This window comes from uncultured Ruthenibacterium sp. (assembly GCF_963558415.1).
Taxonomy (GTDB): Bacteria; Bacillota; Clostridia; order Oscillospirales; family Ruminococcaceae; genus Ruthenibacterium.
Map to the genome: position 1 here is coordinate 1 of NZ_CAUWGY010000161.1, position 1642 is coordinate 1642.

The 1642-nt window shown below is 48.7% G+C and carries 2 protein-coding genes; both read right to left on the reverse strand.

What is annotated here, in order from left to right; genetic code table 11:
* Window positions 1-939 (reverse strand): Hsp70 family protein (locus AB5H98_RS13410; RefSeq protein WP_367926382.1); only part of this gene is annotated, 939 nt, incomplete at its 3' end.
* 22 nt (window positions 940-961) lie between these two features.
* Window positions 962-1606 carry a J domain-containing protein gene (locus AB5H98_RS13415; RefSeq protein WP_367926383.1) on the reverse strand — a complete coding sequence of 215 codons (645 nt, stop codon included), beginning with the start codon at window positions 1604-1606 and terminating at the stop codon, window positions 962-964.
* Between the last annotated feature and the right edge of the window lie 36 nt (window positions 1607-1642).

Below are 1642 nucleotides of genomic sequence, written 5' to 3' on the forward strand. Positions count from 1 at the left end.
GCCTCCAACCAGCAGCACTTTGCTGATTTGAAAAGCAGATAGGCCGGAATCTGACAGAGCTGCTTTTACCGGTTCCATGGTCTGCGCTACAAGATGCCCGGTCAATTCGTTGAATTTTGCACGGTTGAGGACAAAGAGCAGATGCTTGGGACCATCCTTGCCGGTGGCGATAAACGGAAGATTGATCTCTGTTGTGATGGCGCTGGACAGTTCAATCTTTGCTTTTTCCGCTGCTTCCCGGATGCGCCGCATGGCGCTGAGGTCCTTTGAAAGGTCTATTCGGTTTTCACGCTTAAATTCCTTGACCAACCAGTCGCAGATGCATTGATCGAAATCATCACCGCCCAACCGGTTATTTCCGGAGGTGGCCAATACTTCAATCACGCCACCGTTGATATCCAAAATAGAGACATCGAAGGTACCGCCGCCTAGATCATAAACCATGATTTTCTGCGGCTCTTCTTTATCAATGCCATAGGCCAAGGCGGCAGAGGTGGGTTCATTGATGATGCGCTGGACATTCAGTCCGGCAATCGTGCCAGCATTTTTTGTTGCCTGACGCTGGGCGTCTGTAAAATAGGCTGGGACGGTGATGACTGCCTCCGTAACCTTCTCGCCCAAATAGCTCTCTGCGTCCATTTTCAGTTGCATCAGAACCATTGCGGAGATTTCTTCCGGTGTATAACTTTTTCCGTCAATGTTTATTTTCCTCGACGTACCCATGTCTCTCTTGATGGAACTGATGGTACGGTCAGGATTCGTGACGGCCTGTCGTTTGGCAGGTTCGCCCACAAGCCGCTCGCCTGTTTTTGTAAAAGCTACAATAGAGGGAGTGGTTCTTCCGCCCTGAGAATTGGGAATAATCACGCGTTCGTTTCCCTCGAAAACGGCAACGCAAGAGTTAGTCGTACCAAGATCGATGCCAATGATTTTAGACATATACTGTGTTCTCCTTTACAGATTAATTGTTCCAGCGGTTGCCGAACCCAAACGGCGAATGGCCAGAGAATGCAGAGTCTGACTCGTACGGATCCTTGTCGGATTCCTGCTGTTCTGAATCCTCATTACCCGGAGCAGATTCTTCGTACCCCGGCGGATATGTACCGGGATAACCCGGAAATTGGTTGTAATATTGCTCAAACTGCTCTATCTGGGGTTGGAATTGTTCCTGCTGCTGAGACTGTATGGAACGGGTCAGAAGAGTCGAGGCAAGATTGAGGATGATAAAAGCAGCAATGATATAGACAAAAAACGATCTGCGGTAAGTGGGGTTCCCGGCCCTTCGGCCCGCCCATCCAAACGGGTCAAAAGGATCAAAATCTTCTCCATAAGATTGCTCGGAACTGCTGGATTCACTGCTTCCTGATGAACTATAAGCAGAGCTGCCGGCACTGTGAGAATCTCCATATCCGTAGGCGGAGTTTGTCTGGCCGGGATTTTTGATTTGTTCATAGGCAGCGTTAATCTCATTCATTTTTCGGGCTGCTTCTGGATCCCCGGGATTCAGATCTGGATGATATTTTTTAGCCAGTTGTCTGTATGCGCGCTTGATTTCGTCCTCGGATGCATTTCTCGAAACCCCCAGTACGCTGTAAGGATCATTCATCCAAGTTCACCTCTCATTATATCTTTTTCTCAAAAT

What these genes read in the sequence shown, in the direction of transcription:
- AB5H98_RS13415 (WP_367926383.1), bottom strand. Translation starts at nt 1,606, where the DNA reads ATGAATGATCCTTACAGCGTACTGGGGGTTTCGAGAAATGCATCCGAG.